The following is a 17,019-nucleotide window of genomic DNA, read 5'->3' on the forward strand; positions in this document are numbered from 1 at the left end:
TAACAACAATAAGAGCACACCAATGAAGCCAACCATTCATGCAACTCGTACGCTATTGTCCATGGCTGTCGCCTTGGGTTGTTCCAGCCAACTGATGGCCGCCGAAGGCGGTTTTATCGAGGATGCCACCGCCACCTTGCAGGCGCGCAATTACTACTTCAGCCGGGACTATTCGGACATTGTCGGCGCTAACCGGCAGTCAAAGGCGGAGGAGTGGGCCCAGGGCTTTATCCTTAATGCCAAGTCCGGTTACACCCAAGGGCCGATCGGTGTCGGCGTCGATGTCATCGGCCTGCTCGGGCTCAAGCTCGACAGCAGCCCGGACCGGGTCAACACGGGCCTGTTGCCGGTGCACAGCGATGGCCGCGCGGCCGATGACTACAGCCGCCTGGAAGGCACGCTGAAGCTGCGTTACTCGAAGACCGAACTGCGCGTCGGCGAGCTGCAACCCAACTTGCCGGTGCTGGTTTTCAGTGACATCCGCCTGCTGCCGCCCAGTTACCAGGGGGCGAGCATCACCTCCGGCGAGATCAACGGCCTGACGTTGCAAGGTGGCCATTTGAGTTCCACTCACCTGCGCAATGAGGCCGGCGACGAGAAGATGCAGGCCATGCTCAGCTACGTGCCTCAGCGCCAGGTCAGCAGTGACGCCTTCAACTATGGCGGCGGCGAATACGCCTTTAACGGCAAGCGCACCAGCGTCAGTGCCTGGTACGGGCAACTGGAAGACATCTACCATCAAGGCTTCCTGGGCCTGAAACACAGCGAGCCCATGGGCAGTTGGACCCTGGGCGCCAATCTCGGCTATTTCGACGCCAGGGAGGATGGCAAGAAACTGTTGGGCAACATCGACAACCAGGCGTTTTTCTCCCTGCTGTCGGCCAAGCACGGCGGCCATACCTTCTACATCGGCTACCAGGGCATCTACGGTGAAAGCGCGTTCCCTCGGGTATTTGCCAACATCTCGCCGCTGGGCAACGAAGTGCCGACCTATGAGTTCGCCTCCACCGACGAGCGCTCTTGGCAGGCGCGCTACGACTACGACTTCGCCGCCCTCGGCGTGCCGGGCCTGACCAGCACCGTGCGCTACATCACCGGCAACAACGTCGACACCGGCAAAGGCTTTGAAGGCAAGGACCGCGAGCGCGACCTGGATCTCGGTTACGTCGTGCAAAGCGGCACCTTCGCGGGGCTAGGCATCCGGGTGCGCAATGCCATGGCGCGCTCCAATTACCGCACCGATATCGATGAGAACCGACTGATCCTGAGCTACACATGGACGTTGCTGTGAGTAGCAATAGAGTCTGGGCGCGATTGGCCCTGTTTGCAGCTGGCAGCGCAGTTGTGCTGCTCACTGCCGGCAACGGCATGCACTGATCATGGCCGGGGTTTTGCTGTGGTGGCAGACGAGGTGCGCAATCTTCCCGGTCGCTTAAACGCCCGAACAACTGCCCATCACCTGGTAGGTCAACTTGTGGGTTTGACCTTGGTGGTCGATGTAAACCATGGTCGCCGGTACGACTTCGCATGCAGTCGAGGTATCGGATACAAAGATGACCTTCGCGATATCCAGGTTTGGAGTTGTTGTGGACGGGTTGCTTTCGGCGGCCATGACGGCGGTTGTGGTCAGGGCCAACAGTACGCTCAACAAGGTCTTCATGCTTTTTTTCTCCGTGGAGTTTTGATGAGTCAATTCTATTCTTCTATGGGTTTGGTTAAAGAGGGCTGTACTTGATGCAGCGTTACACTGGATGCAACAGTCATTGCTGCCGGAGGGTTCATGGACTTGCTTAACAGCCTGCGGGTATTTGTGCGTGTAGCCGACGCAGGCAGCTTTACCACCGCTGCACAGGCGCTGGACTTTTCCACGGCGCAAGTCTCTCGGCTGGTGGCTGATCTTGAGCAGCACGTGCAGGCACGCCTGCTGCAGCGCACCACCCGCCGTTTAAGCCTGACCGAAGCCGGTGAACGCTTCCTGTTGCGGGCACGGCAAATACTTGACGACATGGCCGAGGCCACCGCAGAAGCGCGTGGCGCTCACCTGGAGCCCGTTGGCCGGTTGCGTCTGCACTGTTTGACCGGGCTGGGCGTGCTTATGACGCCACTCATTGCCCGCTACTGCGAGCTCTATCCGGACGTGGTGGTTGAGTTGACCTTGTCGCAACGCAACCCCGATCCCCTTGAAGACGGGCACGATGTGGTCATTTCCATTGCCCAGGAATTGGCGGATTCACAATTCGTTGCCCAAGCGGTAGGGCGCATCTTCAGCATGCCTTGCGCATCGCCTGCGTACATCGCGCGCCGGGGCCTGCCCACCCACCCCGAACAACTGCATGAACACTGCTGCCTGCGCATGGTCGACCCGTTGTACGGTGATGAGTGGGTCTTCCGTGACGAGCAGGGTGAGCACGCAGTGGTTCCCGGCAAGACCTTCCAGAGCAACGTTGCCGAGGCGATGGTCAGTGCATCGGAGGCAGGGATGGGCATCAGTCTGCTGCCGTTCTACACCGCAACCCGGTCGCTGCGTGAGGGCACGTTGCTGCGCTTGCTGGGCGACCACCGGCTCAGGGAGCGGAATGTCTATGCACTCTATCCTTCCAGGCGTTTTCTGGATGCCAAGGTGAGGACCTGGGTGGACTTTCTCAAGGCCGAGTTGCCCGGGCTTTTTTCCAGGCATGAGGTCATAGCGAATGATGTTCGGCACTGGGGAGTGGGCCAGCTACAAAGACCAACATTTTCAGAGGGTAGCCTTGCCATCGAAGAGCGGGATGAATGATCTGTAAATGGACTCCTCCTCGTTGCAAGCCTCCTTCGTTTTGGCGTCCGTGTAGACTGCGAACAACAGACCTCCAGCGAATGCTCATCCAAAGTTCTGAGCGGGCCTGCGCCTGGCCCGCTCTCCGGCGAATGCGGGAGGGCGGACCAGGCGCAGGCCGGATACCAACAGGCGATCAATAATCCCAGAAGGCCGCAATCCAGCGGAAAGCGTCACCGTCGACCGCCACTCGGCCGACCGAAGGGAAGGGCAGGTGAGTGGCGACGAACAACTCGCCGCTCGCCGCCGCCTCCTGTAGCAGGCGGACTCGAACGCGAACCGATTCCTCGGGATCGTGCTCGAAGCCGTTGTGCCAGTCAGGATGGTCGAAGGCCACCGGGAACAGGGCGTCACCGGCAAAGGTCAGGCGCTCGCCGCCGGAGGTCACGTAGACCACGCAGTGCCCGGGAGTGTGACCGCCGGTGAGTTTGGCGACCACGCCCGGTGCCACTTCATGCTTGTCCTCGAAGATGTGCAGCTTGCTGTGGTACTGCTCCATGAACTGGTTGGCGGTTCTGCGCAGGACGTCCGGCACTGGTTGCGGCATCGAGGTGTGGGAGAAATCGGGGGTTGTCCAGAAGTCGACTTCGGTGGCCGTGACGTGGATGCGCACGTCGGGACGCAGGCGGTTCTTCACCTTATCGACGAGCAGCCCGCCGATATGGTCCATGTGCATGTGGGTGATCACCACGTCGGTGATGGACGCGAGGTCGATACCTGCGGCTTCCAGTCGCTTGGGGAACAACCCGGCTCGCGGAAAGTCGGGGAACTGGCCGCCCAGCCCGGCGTCAACCAGGACGGTCTGCTCGCCGCTGCGTACCACCAGCACGTTCAGTGCCCAGTCGAACATGTCCGGCCCGAGGTACATGTCCTTGAACCAGGCCGCGCGGGCAGCCGGGTCGGCGTTAGTGGACATCGTCTCGGTCGGCAGCGGCAGCACTCCATCGCTGACCACCAGTACATCGATCTCGCCGAGCCGCAGTGCGTAGCGCGAAGGAACCAGTTCCTCGGCATCCGCTTGCTGCTGGGGGAAGGATTTCAGAGGCATGGTCATGGTCGTTCTCCTATTGCTTGGGTCGAATACATCAGGCGAATGTCGCTCTCGCGACGGCAACGAAGGCGCGAAGCGGTCAGGCCACCGGGATCAGGGGGTCGGCTGCGGCCAGGGCGGTGCGCCGGTCGGCGGCCGGGGGGTAGATCCACACGGTGTTGATCTGCGTCTTGAGTTCCTTGGCTTCTTCCTTCACCAGCTTGAGCTGACGATCCCAGCCTTCGGTGTACACCGCGCCCCAGGCACCCAGGTCCAGGCAGGTCACGTACTTGGGCTGGCGGTAGAGGGTCGGGGGGACGCCCAGCAGGTCGGCGGYGGCGTTGTTGCCGGCGTGGCGGCCCAGGCTGATCGCGTGCTGGCAGGACATCGCGGCGAAATTGCCGATATCGTCGGTGGCCGCGTAGGCCACATCGCCTGCGGCGTACACGTTGTCCTGGCCACGGACCTTCAGGTTGCCGTCAACGTGCAGACGGCCCTGGCCATCGCGCTCGCCGGTGAGCTGTTCGGTGAGGGGACTGGCGCGGAAACCGACGGTCCAGATCACCGTGTGGCTCTCGATGTGTCGGCCGTCGGCGAGGGTTACGCCGTTGGCGTCTACCGAAGCAACCGTTGCGCCGGTGATCCACTCGATGCCCAGCTCTTCGGAGGCATCGACGATGGAAGGACGAATGCCGTCGCCCATGGTGGCGGCAATGCGCTCACCGCGATCGACGACAATCACTCGTACGTCCTGGTCCGCACCCAGCACGGCACGCAGGCGGGCTGGCATTTCGGTGGCGGTCTCGATGCCGGTGAAGCCGCCACCGGCGATCACTACGGTGTTGCGGGCGCGGCTGGCAGGTTGGTTACCAAGCGACATCAGATGACGCTCCAGGCGTGCGGCAGACTCGATCTGGTCGACGTTGAAGGCGTGTTCGTTCAGGCCCGGCACCGGCGGACGTGACAACTGGCTGCCGGAGGCCAGCACCAGCCTGTCGTAGGTCAGTTCGGCGGGGCGGCCGGCCTCGTCGCGATAGCCGACGTGGCCGGCCTGCTCGTCGATGCGTTCAGCGGTGCCTTTGACGAAGCGTACGTTCACCGCGTCGAGCAGGGCATCCAGCGGGGCGAACATGCTGTGCACATCGGGCTCGTAGAAGCGCGGGCGAATGCGCAGTTCGGCTTGCGGCGCCAGCAAGGTGATCTCCACATCCTGGCGGTCATGCATGTCCAGCAGGCGGGCGGCGCTCAAGGCACTCCACAGACCGCCGAACCCCGCGCCAATAACCAGAAGTTGCTGTTTCATGATGTGCTCCTGACTCGAATGGATGAATGAAACTCGAAGTAGTGGCTTCAAGTTCGGCGTGACGATGAATGGCCGCCACGAAATACAAGCGGTGTTGTTCTGATTCCAGTCGTCCGCTGTGGATTCATGCTATGGGAGCGAACTTCGAGGTGCACTTCTCCATCGGTGTGCGGGAATTACGCATCCGTTGAAGAAAGTTATACGAAGGTATCGGTCAGGAACTTGGCGAGGGTATTCAGTGCACTTGTCGCAAGGCGGCTTCGACACAATCCAGTAACTGTTCGGCTGCGAACGGTTTGGGCAGGCAGGCGATCACCCCGGGCATGCTCGAAGTGATGCGCGGCTTCTCGCCCGGGTAGGCAGTGATGAAGATCACCGGGATGTGCAGGCCACGGGCGCGCAATGCCTCGTAGAGCTCTACGCCACACATTCCGGGCATCTGGATATCGGAGATCAGACAGTGGGCTTGTGCCGGACCGTCGGAGTCGAGGAACTCACGGGCCCCGTCATAGGTGCGCGCCTGGTAGCCAGTGGCGCGCAGAAGGCCTTCCAGGGCGGTGCGAAGGGATTCGTCGTCGTCGACAACTGCAATGACAGCCCTTTTGCGGATTTCAGTCTGTTGCGTCATGTGGGGCACTCGTGGCGGCGCCTGCCGTACTTGCAAGATACGCCGTCGTCTGGGTCGGAGAAGTATACCTAGGTATAAGTGAGCAAAACCCAAGTGTAGAAATCCTGACTGGAAGTCTACTGCTCATGATATATGCCGCGGAAAGTTCGAAAGGAGAATACGTGAGTATAAGTTAGCGCACCCAAGGGATGCTTTCATTGATCCCACGAACTAAAGACTCGCCCGCTTTGCCTGAATACGCTGGAAACACATCGCAGACCCCGACTTTTTACTCGGGTGCGACGAGGCGCTGTTCGAATCCAACTTCACCAGGCGGGTAGGCAAAATGAACAGAAACGATCTGCGGCATGCCGACATCAATTTGCTGGTTGTCTTCGAAACCATGATGCGTGAGCGCAACGTCACCCGGGCGGGTGAACGCCTGTTCCTGTGTCAGGCCACTATCAGCAGCGCGCTGGGGCGGCTTCGTTCCATGTTCAATGATCCGCTGTTCATCCGCACCGGGCGGGTGATGGAGCCCACGGCCCGAGCCGAGGAAATCCACGCACGGCTGGCGCCTGCGCTCGAAGGTATTGCCCTTGCCCTGAGTTGCAGCCACGAGTTTGATCCGGGCACCAGCGAAGCATCCTTCCATGTCGGGCTGTCCGACGATGTCGAGTACGCGCTGCTGCCAGGGTTGATGAAGCACCTGCGCATCGAAGCGCCCAACGTCACGCTGGTGGTGCATCGGGTGGACCAGTGGCAGCTGCCGCAGTTGCTGGTCAGCGGTGACATCTCCGTGGGCGTCAGTCTGGCCAAGGATCTGCCGGCGAGTTCCCGTTGTCGCCGTTTGCGACCCATGCAGTCGATGTTGCTGCGTGCCGACTCGGCGGCCGGCCCTGTAACGCTGGACGAATTCTGCCGACGCCCGCATGTGGTGGTCTCCACCCAGGGCAATGTGACCGACGATGTCGACCGCGCCTTGGCTCGCCATGGTCGTCAGCGCCGTGTAGTTCTGACGGTCCCCCAATTCAGCGCTTTGCCGGCGCTACTGGACAGCAGCGACATGCTGGCGATCGTGCCTGACTATGTGGCCCAGGCGATGGTCCGCCTGGAAGGGATGCGTGTCGATTACGCGCCGCTGACCCTGTCGAGCCCGGACCTGTCCATGGCCTGGCGTGGCACCAGCCATGCGGACCCGCGCGAGCGCTGGTTGCGCGCCTGCTTCGCGCGCTATCTGGCGCAGCAGCCGGAACGCCCGGTGGTGCTGGCCGTGGCCTGAGGGCGGGGTTTCAGCCTTCGCGGGTAAACCGGCTGCGGTAATCTCGCGGCGAAATCGACAGGTGACGCTGGAAGGTGGTGCGCAGCCTTTCCTCGTCGGCGAATCCACAGGCGCGGGCGATCTGCTGGATGTTGCGCGGCGAGGTCTCCAGCAGACGCTTCGCCGCCTCCAGGCGCAACAGTTCGATGGCCTTGGCGGGCGTGCGCCCGGTGTTCAGTTTGTAGACTCGGGAAAAGTTGCGCAGGCTCATCTTCGCCTGTTCCGCCAGGCGCTCCACGGTCAGCTCCGGGTCGCCCAGGTTCTCGGCCAGCCACAGGTGCAGCTCGTCGAAAACCGAACTGTCCTGCGCTTGCATCTGCAACAGCGTGCTGTATTGCGCCTGTCCACCCGGACGCTTGAGGTACACCACCAGTTCGCGGGCCGCCTGCATGCTGACCTCGCGGCCACAGTCCGCTTCCACCAGGGCTAGCGCCAGATCGATGCCGGCGGTCACGCCCGCCGAGGTCCACACCGCACCCTGCTGGATGAAAATCGCGTCGGCGTCCACCTCCAGAGCGGGGAAGCGCTGTTGCAGCGTGTCGCACATGGCCCAATGAGTGGCGGCGCGGCAGCCGTCGAGCAGGCCGGCCTTGGCCAGCAGGAAGGCGCCGCTGCAAACCGAGGCCACGCGGCGCGCGGTGGGTGCTTTGCGATGCAGCCACGCCACCAGCTCGACGTGGCTGTCCAGGGTCTGGCAGATATCGGGGGCACCGGGAACGATGAGGGTATCGATTGCTGCGAGATCGAGCTCGCCAAGCGGGCAGGTGTCCACCGCCAAACCCTCGGCGGTGTTCACCAGGCCGCCATCGAGACTCGCCGTGCGCAACCGGTAGCCGGGCAACCCTCGCTGGGAGAGCGCCTTGCTGGCCGCCCAGAACACCGTCTGTGCGCCACTGAGATCGAGCAGGCCCATCTGCGGGTAGGCGACGAACACCACCTCACGTTGGACTGGCCAGTGCTGGTGGTGTGTCGGGTGGTGCATGGTTGGGGAGGTCGTCATTGAAATCTGCCTGTTCGAACGGAGGCTGAGTCGGGGCCAGCACGGGAGTTTTCAAGCGCGACGCTGGCCGTTTTTCAGGGATTTCTGGCCTAACGGCGGCTCCCGCCGGCGTGCTAGTTTTGCTCGCAGCGCAAGTCTTTGTGCCACCGCGTGTGTACTGACGCCGTCTCCCGAAACACCGGCCAGGTTGCGGATGATCGATTGGCTGGCGCATTGCTGCGGGTGTCATCATGGACTATCTTTTTTGACCTGCACACCGCCCGTGATGCGGTCCCGCTAAGGAGGCAAGATGACCTCGTGGTCGTATTCCAAACCGCCACAAAGCCCGAAGGCCCCCAAGGAGCCTGTGGTCTATGTGGTCGATGATGATGAGTCCATGCGCCTCGCGCTCGATGGGTTGCTGCGCTCGATCGGTCTGCAGGTGCAGACCTTCGAATCCTCCCGGGACTTCCTCACTTTCGCCAAGCGCGACGTGCCCGGTTGCCTGATCCTCGATGTGCGCCTGCGCGGCGAAAGCGGCCTGGCGTTCCAGGAACAGATGGAGAAGAGCGGCGTTCGCATTCCCATCGTGTTCATGACCGGCCATGGCGATATCGCCATGACGGTCAAAGCCATGAAGGCCGGCGCGGTGGACTTCCTGGCCAAACCGTTCCGTGATCAGGACATGCTTGACGCCGTCGCCAGCGCCCTGGCCCGTGACAGCGAACGCCTGCTTGCCGAGCAGTCAGGCGCGGCCCTGCGCACCTCCTTCGAGGCGCTGACCCAAAGAGAACGCGAGGTCTTGCGCTTCGTGGTGGCGGGGTTGATGAACAAGCAGATCGCGGCGGAGCTCAACCTGAGCGAAGTGACCGTGAAGGTCCATCGCGGCCAGGTGATGAAGAAGCTGGGCGCGCGTTCGGTTGCCGACCTCGTGCGTATGGCCGAGACGCTGGGTGTCGAACCTTCGCGCCGGGCAACCTGAGCGGGTCGCGCGCCCAATTGCCAAACACGCCGCAGGCCACAATCCGAGCGGCACCAGAAACCCCATTGACGGTGCCGTGCCGATGGCGAGCAGACAGCAGATCTTGTGGGACGATGGCGAGCGGGTGTTCTCCCGTGTTCGACATATGGGGAAGGGCGGTGACAGTCATTTGCTGGTGCAGCCGTCTGCTGAACAGCCGCTACCCGCGACCCTCGACCGACTGGCTCACGAATACAGCCTCAAGGATGACCTGGACAGCGCCTGGGCCCTGCGGCCACAGGCGCTGACGCGCGAAGGCGGCCAGACGCGTCTGCTGCTCGACGACCCTGGCGGCGAACCGCTGTCGCACCTGCTGCTGGCCCCTCTGGAGATAGAGCCCTGTCTGCTCCTGGCCATCAGCATCGCCGAGGCGCTGCGCCACTTGCACCAGCGTGGTCTGGTGCACAAGGATCTCAAGCCCAATCACATTCTGGTCAATTGCCCCGACGGCCAGACACGGCTGACCGGTTTCGGCCTGACTTCTCGGCTGCCACGCGAACGACAGGCGCCCGAGCCACCGGAGACCATCGCCGGCACCCTGGCGTACATGGCGCCCGAGCAGACCGGGCGGATGAATCGCTCCATCGACTCGCGCAGCGATCTCTACGCCTTCGGCATCACCCTCTACCAGATGCTCACAGGCGCCCTGCCATTCAGCGCCAACGACCCGATGGAGTGGGTGCACTGCCACATCGCACGCAAGCCGCTGCCACCGTGTGAGCGGGTATCCGGTGTGCCGGTCATGCTGTCGCAAGTCGTCATGAAGCTGTTGGCCAAGACTGCCGAAGAGCGTTACCAGAGTGCCGCGGGGGTCGAGCACGACCTTCGCCGGTGCATGGCCGATTGGCTGCGCGACGGGCGCATCGAACCATTTTCGCTGGACGAGCAGGGCGCTCCTGACAGGTTACTGATTCCCGAGAAACTCTACGGTCGCGAGCGCGAGGTGCAGACCCTGGTCGAGGCCTTCTCGCGCATCGTCAAAAGCAGCGCCCCGGAACTGGTGCTGGTGTCTGGATACTCCGGAATCGGCAAGTCGTCGGTGGTCAACGAACTGCACAAGGTACTGGTGCCACCACGCGGGCTGTTCGCGTCTGGCAAGTTCGACCAGTACAAGCGCGACATCCCCTACTCGACGCTGGTGCAGGCCTTCCAGGGCCTGGTCCGCACGCTGCTGGGCAAGAGCGACGAGGTGCTGGCTGACTGGCGCAGCACATTGCTGGAGGCGCTGGACCCCAACGCCCGGCTGATGACCGACCTGATTCCGGAGCTGAAGCTGATCATCGGCGAACCGGCGGCGGTGCCGGAGCTGGAACCGCAACAGGCGCAGCGGCGTTTCCTGCTGGTGTTTCGCCGTTTCATCGGCGTCTTCGCCCGCGCGGATCACCCCCTGGCGCTGTTCCTCGATGACCTGCAATGGCTGGACGCGGCGACCCTCGACCTGCTCGAAGACCTGTTGACCCATTCGGAACTGCGCCACCTGATGCTGGTGGGCGCTTACCGAGACAACGAGGTGGATGCCAGCCATCCGCTGACCCGCAAGCTCCAGTCCATTCGCCATGCCGGCGTGCGCGTCGATGAGATCAGGTTGCTACCGCTGGCCAGGGCGCACATTGAACAGCTGATCGCCGAGGCGCTGCGTTGCCCTCCACCCGGCATCCTGGCCCTGGCCCGGCTGGTGCAGGACAAGACTGCCGGCAACCCGTTCTTCGTCATCCAGTTTCTTCAGGCCCTGGCCGAGGAGGAGTTGCTGAGCTACGACCATACGGTGCGCCGGTGGCGCTGGGAGCCGGAGCTTATCCACGCCAAGGGGTACACCGACAATGTCGTCGATCTTATGGTCGGCAAGCTCGCGCGCCTGCCAGCGGACACTCGGCAGGCGCTTCAGCAGCTGGCGTGCCTGGGCAACGTGGCGCAGATCGACACCTTGGCTACCGTGTTGGACCTGACGCCGGTTCGGGTCCATGCGGTACTGTGGGCGGCGGTGCGCCAGGAGTTGGTCGAGCGGCTGGAGGGCGCCTGCGCGTTCGCCCACGACCGCATCCATGAAGCCGCCTATTCGCTGATCGCCGAAACTTCCCGTGCCGAGGCGCACTTGCGGATCGGCCGGATCCTGGCTGCGCAGACGCCAACAGAGCGGCGCGAGGAAGCCATCTTCGAGATCGTCGGTCAGCTCAACCGCGGCACCGTTCTGATCAACGCGCGTGCTGAGCGTGAGCAACTGGCCGAGTTCAACCTGCTGGCTGGCCAGCGCGCCAAGGCTTCCACTGCCTATGCTTCGGCGCTGGCTTACCTGGGAGTCGGCGCGGAGTTGCTCGACGAGGATTGCTGGGAGCGCCGCCACGAACTGCGCTTCGCCCTGGAACTCAACCGCGCGGAGTGCGAATTCCTCACCGGTCAACTGGCGCTGGCCGACGAGCGCCTCACCGCGTTGGCGGAGCGCGCCACGACCACGGTGCATCGCGCCGCGGTGGCCTGTCTGCAAATGGACGTCTGCCTGCTGCTCGATCGCAGTGACCGTGCGGTAGGTGTGTGCCTGGCGTATTTGCGCCAGGTCGGTATCGATTGGTCATCCCACCCGGATGACGAGGAAGTGCGCCGCGAGTACGAGCAGATCTGGACGCAGCTGGGCGAGCGCAGCATCGAGCAGCTCATCGATCTGCCGCTGATGGAAGACGCGGCCTCGCTGGTCACCCTCGACGCCTTGAGCAAGCTTTTTGCACCGGCTCTGCAGACCGACGCCAACCTGGCCTGCCTGACCATCTGCAAGGCGGTCAGCCTGAGTATGGAGCGCGGCAATTGCGACGCTTCCTGCGTGCTTTATGCCAACGTCGGGCGGGTGGCCGGTCGGCGCTTCGGCGACTATCAGGCGGGCTACCGATTCGGTCGTCTGGGCTGCGAATTGGTCGACCGGCGTGGCCTGACTCGATTCGAGGCGAGCACCTACCTGTGTTTCTCGATGTTCGTTGCGCGCTGGATGAGACCGGTGCGCGAGTCTCGAGAATTGCTGCATCGCGCCTTCGTCGCGGCCAACCGGGTCGGCGACCTGCCTTATGGCGCCTATGCAGGCAATGGTCTGATCTCCGACCTCCTGTTCATCGGCGAACCGCTGCAGGAAGTACAGGGTGAAGCCGAGCAAGGTCTGGCCTACGCACAGAAGGTGCACTTCGGTCTGGTCATCGACTTCATCAGCACCCAGCTGGCATTGATTCGCATGCTGCGGGGACAGACTCCGGTCTTTGGCTGCTTCGACGATGGCCAGTTCGATGAAGCGCGCTTCGAGGCGCACCTGGGCAGCACGCCGGACCTGGCGCTGGCGGCGTGCAAGTACTGGGTGCGCAAACTGCAGGCACGCTACCTGGCCGGCGACTATACGGTGGCGGCAGACTGCGCGGCGCAGGCCAAGGCGCTGATGTGGATCGCTTCGTCATTCCTCGAGGAAGCCGAGTATCACTTCTACGCTGCACTGACCCTGGCAGCCCGTTTTGATCCCGACTCCACCGGGGAGCCGGCTGCGCAACGGCAGGCTTTGGCCGAGCACCATGGCCTGCTGCAAGTCTGGGCGCAGCAGTGCGCGGAAACCTTCGCTTGCCGGGTTGCACTGGTGGGCGCCGAAATCGCACGCATCGAGGGTCGTCCGGTCGAGGCGCAAATGCTTTACGAGCAGTCCATTCAGCTGGCGCAGGATAGCGGCTTCGTCCATCTTGAAGCGCTGGCCAACGAGCTTGCGGCGCGTTTTTACGGCGCGCGCGGCCTCGGCAAGATCTCCCGGCTGTACCTGCAGGACGCTCGCTACGGTTATCTGCGCTGGGGCGCCGACGGCAAGGTACGGCAATTGGAGAGGCGTCACCGGCACCTGCGCAACGATGAACCGGCACCCGGTCTGACCACTACCATCGCCACTGCGGTGGAGCACCTGGACCTGGCCACGGTGCTCAAGGTTTCCCAGGCAGCCTCGGGCGAGATCGTCCTCGAAAAGCTGATCGACATGGTCATGCGCACAGCCATCGAGCAGGCCGGCGCGGAGCGTGGCTTGCTCATTCTCACCGAGGCCGGCGAACCGCGCATCGCGGCGGAAGCGGACACCGGTAATGGCACCACACAGCTGCGCGACGCGCCGGTGAGCGCGGCCGCGCTGGCGGAGTCGGTGCTCTACCAGGTGCTGCGAACCGGGGAGAACCTGTGCCTGGAGGACGCCTCGACCGACCCCGCGTTCGCCGCCGACTCCTACATCCACCAGCGCGGGGCGCGGTCGATCCTGTGCCTGCCGCTGATGAATCAGGCCAAGCTCACCGGCGCGCTCTACCTGGAGAACAACCTCACGGCCGGCGCGTTCAGCCCGGCGCGAATTGCCGTTCTGCGGCTGCTGGCGTCGCAAGCGGCGATCTCGCTGGAGAACGCGCGCCTGTACCGCGATGTTGCCGAACGCGAGGCGAAGATCCGCCGACTGGTGGACGCCAATATCATCGGCATCATCGTCTGGAGTGCCGATGGCGATATCATCGAGGCCAACGATGCCTTTCTGCGCATGGTGGGCTACAAGCGCGACGACCTGGTTTCCGGGCGTGTACGCTGGCACGACATGACCCCGCCGGAGCGGCGCGCGGAAGGCGAAGAGGCCCTCGCCATGGCCGTGCGCACCGGCCGTGCGCAACCCTTCGAGAAGGAATACATCCGCAAGGACGGCAGCCGCCTGCCGGTGATCGTCGGCCTGGCTGCCTTCGAGGCCAGTGTGCAGGAAGGGGTCGCCTTCGTGCTCGACCTGACCGAACGCAAGCAGGCCGAGGAGCAGGTCCGCGATGGCGAGCGGCGCTACCGCGAGGTGCAGATGGAACTGGCCCATGCCAACCGTGTGGCCACCATGGGGCAACTGGCGGCGTCCATCGCCCACGAAGTGAACCAGCCGATCGCCGCCACCGTGACCAATGCCAACGCCGCGTTGCGCTGGCTGGGCGCGCAACCGCCGGAACTGGGCGAGGTGGGCCAGGTGCTGGGGCGCATTATCAAGGATGCCAATCGTGCGGCGGACGTGCTGGGGCGCATCCGCGAGCTGATCCGCAAGACGCCGCCGCAGAAACAGCCGGTGGACGTCAACGCGGCGGTGCGCGAGATGGTCGAGTTCACCCGCGGCGAAGCCGTCAAGCATGGCGCTGTGGTGCGTACACGACTCGCCGACGGCTTGCCTGCGGTGAATGCGGACCGGGTGGAATTGCAGCAGGTGCTGCTCAACCTGATCATCAATGCCCTCGAGGCCATGGGCGGCATGCCCGATGGGGAGCGCCACCTGCTCATCAGCACCGGGCACGAGCCGGACGGTATGCGGGTGGCGGTCGGCGACAGCGGGCCAGGGTTCGCCGCGGAGAGCGCCGAGCGGGTCTTCGCGCCGTTCTACACCACCAAGGCCACCGGCCTGGGCATGGGCTTGTCGATCTGCCGCTCGATCATCGACACCCACGGCGGTCGCCTGTGGGCCAATGCGAACCAGCCGCGTGGTGCGCTGGTGCAGTTCACGCTGCCGGCGCATCCCGCAACGGGCATTTGAACGTCAGCGCGGCGCTTGACCTTGAGTGAAGCGATTCGGCGCAAAGGTCCGGAGCAGCAGCCTCCGGACCTTTTCGCCTGCAACTGCACGGCGTTACGACGGTCGATCCATCAGCCCTGGATGAACGCCAGCAGATCCGCATTGATGATGTCGGCATGGGTGGTGCACATGCCGTGGGGCAGGCCGGGGTAGGTTTTCAGCGTTCCGCGCTTGAGCAGTTTGATGGTCAGCCGCGCCGAGTCGTCGATGGGGACGATCTGATCGTCTTCACCATGCAGGACCAGGGTTGGCACCTCGATCATCTTCAGATCCTCGGTGAAGTCGGTTTCCGAAAAGGCCTTGATGCAGTCGTATTGCGCCTTGGCGCCGCCATTCATGCCCTGGCGCCACCAGTTGTCGATCACCGCCTCGGATACCTTGGCACCCGGTCGGTTGAAACCGTAGAAGGGGCCGGCGGCCACGTCCCGGTAGAAGTTCGTGCGGCTCGCCGCTAGCGCCTCGCGGAAGCCGTCGAACACTTTCAGTGGCAGGCCGCCCGGGTTCTTTTCCGTGCGCAGCATGATGGGCGGCACGGCACCGATCAGCACCGCTTTGGAGACACGACCACCGCCACCATGGCGCGCGACGTAACGGGCCGCTTCGCCGCCACCGGTGGAGTGGCCGATGTGCACGGCGCCCTTGAGGTCCAGGTGGGCTGCCAGCTCCGCAAAATCGGCGGCATAGGTGTCCATATCATTGCCCACGGTGGACTGGCTGGAGCGGCCATGACCACGCCGGTCGTGGGCGATCACGCGATAGCCCTTGTTGAGGAAGAACAGCATCTGGTTATCCCAGTCGTCGCCGGACAGCGGCCAGCCGTGATGGAACACGATGGGTTGGCCGGTGCCCCAGTCCTTGTAGAAAAGACGCGTGCCGTCCTTGAGCGTGAGGTATCCCGAGCCCTGATCCCGGCGGCGTGAACTACCGCTCGCAGGTACTTCGGCTTTGCTCGTTTGACCCGCCAGGGCAGGCACGGCCACTGCCAGTGCGGCAGCCGCCACGCCGGCGTTCATCAGGGCGCGGCGGGTGGTTCCTTTGGTTTCGTCGGTCATGGTGAAAGCTCTCGTCTGGGTACCGCTCCTGCGGCGAATGAGGGCCGGTACGACCTGTCTCGTGAAGCGCACAGGGCTTTTCGCAATAAGGCCGAAGTACCGGTCCGCAAACCCTATTCCCAGGCAATAGCCCGCACCATCGTCCATGGGTATCGCGCAACCATACTTAGGTTTCGCGGATGGCCTGGAAGGTTGCACCATGGGATTGCTGGCGAGGTCATCTCCCCTGCGTCGGGGAGCAAGGCGGGGCCCGGAAACCCGCTGGCGCATCTGCTTGTTTCGCTCATTTTTTGCGCCCGGCGCTGTATCTCGGCTGGGCGCCTTCGCGAACCGATGCACAACCTGTACGATCGCCATTTCGGACTGCCGGTACTGCCCAAACACAACGCATAACAAAGGGAATATCAATGCATCAAGTTGCGCAATGTTATCTTGGCGTATGGAAGCGGCGTTTGATCCAGCACCGCTCAGGGCGTTCGGACAGCGAAACGGCCGTGTATTGGCTACAGACACCACGACTGTTTGCCGACCTGCGAATCCCCCCCAATCCGCTCCCAAGTCTGGCGCTCGAGGAACTCAGCCACTCTCAACATCTGGCGTTGTGTGAACAGAAAGGTTTCGCCGGGGTGACCCGGATAGACGCCGACATTTGCCAATGGCATCGCAAAATGGACTATCAGCCGGTCAGTGGCGCTGAAGACATTGGTCGCATGCACTTTGAAACCAGTGAGTGTCTGATCGAAACCGCTCTGGACGAAAGCTACTACGAAATATGGGAACGCTTGCCCGACTCCCTTGGCGCTTGTCGTGGCCAATGGTTGCAAGCGACGGATGATCCATCGCGTCAGGGCTGTCTGCTATTGGCCGGGGACTATTTTCTGTTCGCCGCCAGCCGCCCCACACCGCTGACACCGGGCACTCATTTGCGCGAAAAATTCAGCCAACCCGAAAGCTCAATAAACCCTGCTTCCCTGTTTGCCTGCGAACTGTCTTTTGGCCGGCATCACGCCGGAGAAACCCTGTGGAAAATCGAGTGCTCAACGCTCCCCGCCAAAACCGGCCAATGCCTGCTGCCATCATCGGTGGACCCGTTTGCCCCGGATATTTTCGCCAATGAAGCCGTCATGTCTTCACTCGGCACATTCATTCCAGCTGGCGGTTGGCGCTGTGCGCCTGATCCGTGACATACAGCAGGCCTGCGCTATCACCCTGATGCCGATCCGTTAAGCCAAAACGCGATCCATGTAGCAGCTGGCGAAGCCTGCGTTCGACTGCGCAGCAGTCGYAAAGTCAGCCTATGCGGTGTGTCAGAC

Annotated in this window: 12 protein-coding genes; 6 read left to right on the forward strand and 6 right to left on the reverse strand. The window is 63.1% G+C overall.

From position 1 onward, the window contains the following. Positions 1–22 precede the first annotated feature (22 nt). The gene (locus AB4Z35_RS21080) at positions 23–1,291 is read left to right on the forward strand and encodes an OprD family porin (protein ID WP_442099183.1); all 1,269 of its coding nucleotides are present in this window, start codon (positions 23–25) and stop codon (positions 1,289–1,291) included. A gap of 141 nt (positions 1,292–1,432) precedes the next feature. Here AB4Z35_RS21080 and AB4Z35_RS21085 read toward each other — a convergent pair whose 3' ends face one another. After that, positions 1,433–1,660, reverse strand: coding sequence for a DUF2790 domain-containing protein (locus tag AB4Z35_RS21085; protein WP_442099185.1), 228 nt, complete (start codon positions 1,658–1,660; stop codon positions 1,433–1,435). 120 nt (positions 1,661–1,780) lie between these two features. Here AB4Z35_RS21085 and AB4Z35_RS21090 point away from each other — a divergent pair, with 120 nt between their 5' ends. Beyond that, a complete protein-coding gene (locus AB4Z35_RS21090) occupies positions 1,781–2,776 on the forward strand; it encodes a LysR family transcriptional regulator (protein WP_442099187.1) in 996 nt (331 codons plus the stop codon). 175 nt (positions 2,777–2,951) lie between these two features. Here the strand turns inward: AB4Z35_RS21090 and AB4Z35_RS21095 are convergent, their stop codons facing one another. From AB4Z35_RS21095 to AB4Z35_RS21105, 3 genes are all read right to left on the reverse strand, one after another. Next, the gene (locus AB4Z35_RS21095; protein WP_442099188.1) at positions 2,952–3,869 is read right to left on the reverse strand and encodes an MBL fold metallo-hydrolase; all 918 of its coding nucleotides are present in this window, start codon (positions 3,867–3,869) and stop codon (positions 2,952–2,954) included. A 76-nt stretch (positions 3,870–3,945) separates the two neighbouring features. Further along, positions 3,946–5,148, reverse strand: coding sequence for an NAD(P)/FAD-dependent oxidoreductase (locus tag AB4Z35_RS21100; RefSeq protein WP_442099190.1), 1,203 nt, complete (start codon positions 5,146–5,148; stop codon positions 3,946–3,948). 235 nt (positions 5,149–5,383) lie between these two features. Then, complete coding sequence (locus AB4Z35_RS21105) at positions 5,384–5,776, reverse strand: response regulator transcription factor (protein WP_442099191.1); 393 nt, start codon at positions 5,774–5,776, stop codon at positions 5,384–5,386. A 325-nt stretch (positions 5,777–6,101) separates the two neighbouring features. Between AB4Z35_RS21105 and AB4Z35_RS21110 the strand changes: the two genes are divergently transcribed. Next, the gene (locus AB4Z35_RS21110) at positions 6,102–7,037 is read left to right on the forward strand and encodes a LysR substrate-binding domain-containing protein (RefSeq protein WP_442099193.1); all 936 of its coding nucleotides are present in this window, start codon (positions 6,102–6,104) and stop codon (positions 7,035–7,037) included. 10 nt (positions 7,038–7,047) lie between these two features. Here the strand turns inward: AB4Z35_RS21110 and AB4Z35_RS21115 are convergent, their stop codons facing one another. Then, entirely contained in the window at positions 7,048–8,076 is a 1,029-nt protein-coding gene (locus tag AB4Z35_RS21115; RefSeq protein WP_442099195.1) for a GlxA family transcriptional regulator, read from the reverse strand. A 289-nt stretch (positions 8,077–8,365) separates the two neighbouring features. Between AB4Z35_RS21115 and AB4Z35_RS21120 the strand changes: the two genes are divergently transcribed. Both AB4Z35_RS21120 and AB4Z35_RS21125 read left to right on the forward strand, forming a co-directional pair. Beyond that, a complete protein-coding gene (locus tag AB4Z35_RS21120; RefSeq protein ID WP_442099197.1) occupies positions 8,366–9,037 on the forward strand; it encodes a response regulator transcription factor in 672 nt (223 codons plus the stop codon). 82 nt (positions 9,038–9,119) lie between these two features. Continuing rightward, positions 9,120–14,615: a trifunctional serine/threonine-protein kinase/ATP-binding protein/sensor histidine kinase gene (locus tag AB4Z35_RS21125; protein WP_442099199.1), complete on the forward strand. Its 5,496-nt coding sequence runs from the start codon at positions 9,120–9,122 to the stop codon at positions 14,613–14,615. 110 nt (positions 14,616–14,725) lie between these two features. Here the strand turns inward: AB4Z35_RS21125 and AB4Z35_RS21130 are convergent, their stop codons facing one another. Beyond that, positions 14,726–15,706: an alpha/beta fold hydrolase gene (locus tag AB4Z35_RS21130; protein ID WP_442099201.1), complete on the reverse strand. Its 981-nt coding sequence runs from the start codon at positions 15,704–15,706 to the stop codon at positions 14,726–14,728. Between the two features lie 452 nt (positions 15,707–16,158). On the opposite strand from AB4Z35_RS21130, the gene AB4Z35_RS21135 reads away from it, so the two are divergent. Then, positions 16,159–16,890, forward strand: coding sequence for a hypothetical protein (locus AB4Z35_RS21135; RefSeq protein ID WP_442099202.1), 732 nt, complete (start codon positions 16,159–16,161; stop codon positions 16,888–16,890). Positions 16,891–17,019 lie beyond the last annotated feature (129 nt).

The organism is Pseudomonas sp. KB_15, from assembly GCF_052114525.1.
GTDB lineage: Bacteria > Pseudomonadota > Gammaproteobacteria > Pseudomonadales > Pseudomonadaceae > Aquipseudomonas.

Excerpts from the sequence above, each read along its gene's own strand:
- AB4Z35_RS21085 (WP_442099185.1), bottom strand. The coding sequence starts at position 1,660 with ATGAAGACCTTGTTGAGCGTACTGTTGGCCCTGACCACAACCGCCGTC.
- AB4Z35_RS21130 (WP_442099201.1), bottom strand. The coding sequence starts at position 15,706 with ATGACCGACGAAACCAAAGGAACCACCCGCCGCGCCCTGATGAACGCC.
- AB4Z35_RS21110 (WP_442099193.1), top strand. The coding sequence starts at position 6,102 with ATGAACAGAAACGATCTGCGGCATGCCGACATCAATTTGCTGGTTGTC.
- AB4Z35_RS21125 (WP_442099199.1), top strand. The coding sequence starts at position 9,120 with ATGGCGAGCAGACAGCAGATCTTGTGGGACGATGGCGAGCGGGTGTTC.
- AB4Z35_RS21095 (WP_442099188.1), bottom strand. The coding sequence starts at position 3,869 with ATGACCATGCCTCTGAAATCCTTCCCCCAGCAGCAAGCGGATGCCGAG.
- AB4Z35_RS21115 (WP_442099195.1), bottom strand. The coding sequence starts at position 8,076 with ATGACGACCTCCCCAACCATGCACCACCCGACACACCACCAGCACTGG.
- AB4Z35_RS21080 (WP_442099183.1), top strand. The coding sequence starts at position 23 with ATGAAGCCAACCATTCATGCAACTCGTACGCTATTGTCCATGGCTGTC.
- AB4Z35_RS21090 (WP_442099187.1), top strand. The coding sequence starts at position 1,781 with ATGGACTTGCTTAACAGCCTGCGGGTATTTGTGCGTGTAGCCGACGCA.
- AB4Z35_RS21105 (WP_442099191.1), bottom strand. The coding sequence starts at position 5,776 with ATGACGCAACAGACTGAAATCCGCAAAAGGGCTGTCATTGCAGTTGTC.
- AB4Z35_RS21120 (WP_442099197.1), top strand. The coding sequence starts at position 8,366 with ATGACCTCGTGGTCGTATTCCAAACCGCCACAAAGCCCGAAGGCCCCC.